A 1862-nucleotide genomic window follows, 5' to 3' on the forward strand; every position below is an offset into this window, starting at 1 on the left:
CCTGCATATACTGGCAAACCGGGTTTCCCTTTCCGGGGAACTGTACCGGGATAACTGGATAGGGAAAAAGGCAACGGAAGCCGCCAACGCCATAGCCAAGGAACGGAACTTTGTACAGTCGCAGGACATCGGCAAAGCCAACAAAGCGGAAATCAAGGAAGCCATGGACGACGTATTGAAGAAGATGCAGGGCTTTGACTTGACTAAATTCAAGGAAGAACTTGGTAGGAGAGGTTTTAAAGTTCGGGAAGCCAGGGCAAGCACCGGAAAACTTAACGGCTACTACGTCACAGCCCGAAGCGGTACGGAGTATAAGGCGAGCGAGATAGGGAAAGGCTACACTCTCGCCCATATCGAGCGGACACAAAGCAAACTGAAATATAACTCAATGAACATATCTCATGGAAACAAACTCACATCCGGAAGCGGTAGCTTCCACCGTTAAGCAGGGACAGTACAGCCCCCGGAAAAGAAAAGACACAGCACCAAAGGTTAACCCGCAGCTTGCGATAGAACTGTTTTTTCAAGAAATGGGACGTATTGAAGCCTATACAAAGCGCATAGAGGATGCAACATCCCGAAAGGTACAAATAGACGGGAAAAGCCTCGAAAGTGCCGAAAATCGCCTAAAAAACGTATTGTCGGACTTTGAACGGCAGGGGTACAGAATGAAAAACGGCGGTTATGTGGACAAACGGATTTCGTTCTACTCAATCCTTTGTGCTGTTATCTCCCTATTGTTCGCTTGTTTCATGTGCTATCTTTGGACGGATGCAGCCAAAGACCGGGACAACTACAAGCAGTATTATGAATACTTCCAAGAGCAGGCAAGGGAACAAAAGGGAAACAAATAAACTCTAACTTTACGAATTATGGGAACAACGGAACACGAAGAACCCCGGTTCTTCTTCATACTGAACAAGGGTGCGAAGTCCGGCGGCGAAATCACCCATGCTGTCCTAAACGGTAGTATCGTTTCGAAGCCGGCAGGCTGGGACGCCTTTCATGGGCTTGTACTGGCGAAAGAGAAACTAAGCAGCGAGGAAATACAGCGGCAGATGAAAGAGCTTGGTGTAGAAATGGAAATCGTTCCTCTGATTTGACAAGATTACCCCGGCTGAAATATACCGGGGTAATCTTGTCACTTATCCTTGATTTTCCCTTTAAGGGCGTTTATAATCCACCCTTTTGGATTTGTTTTTGTCCTTGATTTTCCTCTAAGTATGGCGAGTTCTGTCATGATGTCTGGAAGTTCCATTTGTGCTGTTACAAATAAATCCCGGTTGTTTTTGATTTCTTTATCGGAGAACTCCAAAGATGTTTTTAAGTAACTTATCACTTGCCTACCTAAATCCCATGAAAGCCCGGTTTGCTTTTGTAGCTCTTTTTTGTATAGCTCTGCATCACGATGCTCTGGCTTGAATATTGGATAGAAGTTGAAACTTACAATTTTTTTCCCCTCCTTGTTTGCGGACCATTCGAATGTATAAGGACTTAGTTCGTCCAGCTCATTTTTTGCAGGTTCAATTACTTTCCGGACAAAATCGTTTGTCTTTGCGTATTTATCTTGTACTTTAAACATTTCTTTGAGCTGTTCAAGTGGATAGATTAGTTTTGTTTTCTGACCGCTTAAAAGTTCGTAGAACCGCATAGAATATACACTCTTAAACTTCATCGCAGTGGCTAATTCGTATTTGCGAAACCCTTTTGAAAAATCTAAGCAGCAGTCCCATATGTGTGAGTCTATTTGGAATGATACAACAGATGAACGCTTCTTTATCTTTGGCAATGCAATAATAGAAATGCTTATCCATTCTTTTTCATCCTCATAGGTAAAGATTTTCTTTTGTAGAGATAACAGT

At 43.3% G+C, this 1862-nt stretch carries 4 protein-coding genes; 3 read left to right on the plus strand and 1 reads right to left on the minus strand.

Annotation, left to right across the window (positions count from 1 at the left end; all coding sequences use genetic code 11):
* From ACQ4WZ_RS27010 to ACQ4WZ_RS27020, 3 genes are all read left to right on the plus strand, one after another.
* Positions 1-445: relaxase family protein (locus ACQ4WZ_RS27010; protein ID WP_436574918.1), on the plus strand; the 445-nt coding region annotated here is incomplete at its 5' end.
* Entirely contained in the window at positions 402-854 is a 453-nt protein-coding gene (gene mbpC / locus ACQ4WZ_RS27015) for a mobilization protein MbpC (RefSeq protein WP_007755893.1), read from the plus strand. The genes ACQ4WZ_RS27010 and mbpC, both read left to right, overlap by 44 nt.
* Positions 855-872: 18 nt before the next feature.
* A complete protein-coding gene (locus ACQ4WZ_RS27020) occupies positions 873-1103 on the plus strand; it encodes a hypothetical protein (protein WP_007755891.1) in 231 nt (76 codons plus the stop codon).
* A 38-nt stretch (positions 1104-1141) separates the two neighbouring features.
* Here ACQ4WZ_RS27020 and ACQ4WZ_RS27025 read toward each other — a convergent pair.
* Positions 1142-1862 (minus strand): replication initiation protein (locus ACQ4WZ_RS27025; protein ID WP_436574919.1); only part of this gene is annotated, 721 nt, incomplete at its 5' end.

The sequence above is a fragment of the Janthinobacterium darwini genome, from assembly GCF_051380905.1.
Classification (GTDB): Bacteria; Pseudomonadota; Gammaproteobacteria; order Burkholderiales; family Burkholderiaceae_D; genus Janthinobacterium.

What these genes read in the sequence shown, in the direction of transcription:
- mbpC (WP_007755893.1), top strand. Translation starts at nt 402, where the DNA reads ATGGAAACAAACTCACATCCGGAAGCGGTAGCTTCCACCGTTAAGCAG.
- ACQ4WZ_RS27020 (WP_007755891.1), top strand. Translation starts at nt 873, where the DNA reads ATGGGAACAACGGAACACGAAGAACCCCGGTTCTTCTTCATACTGAAC.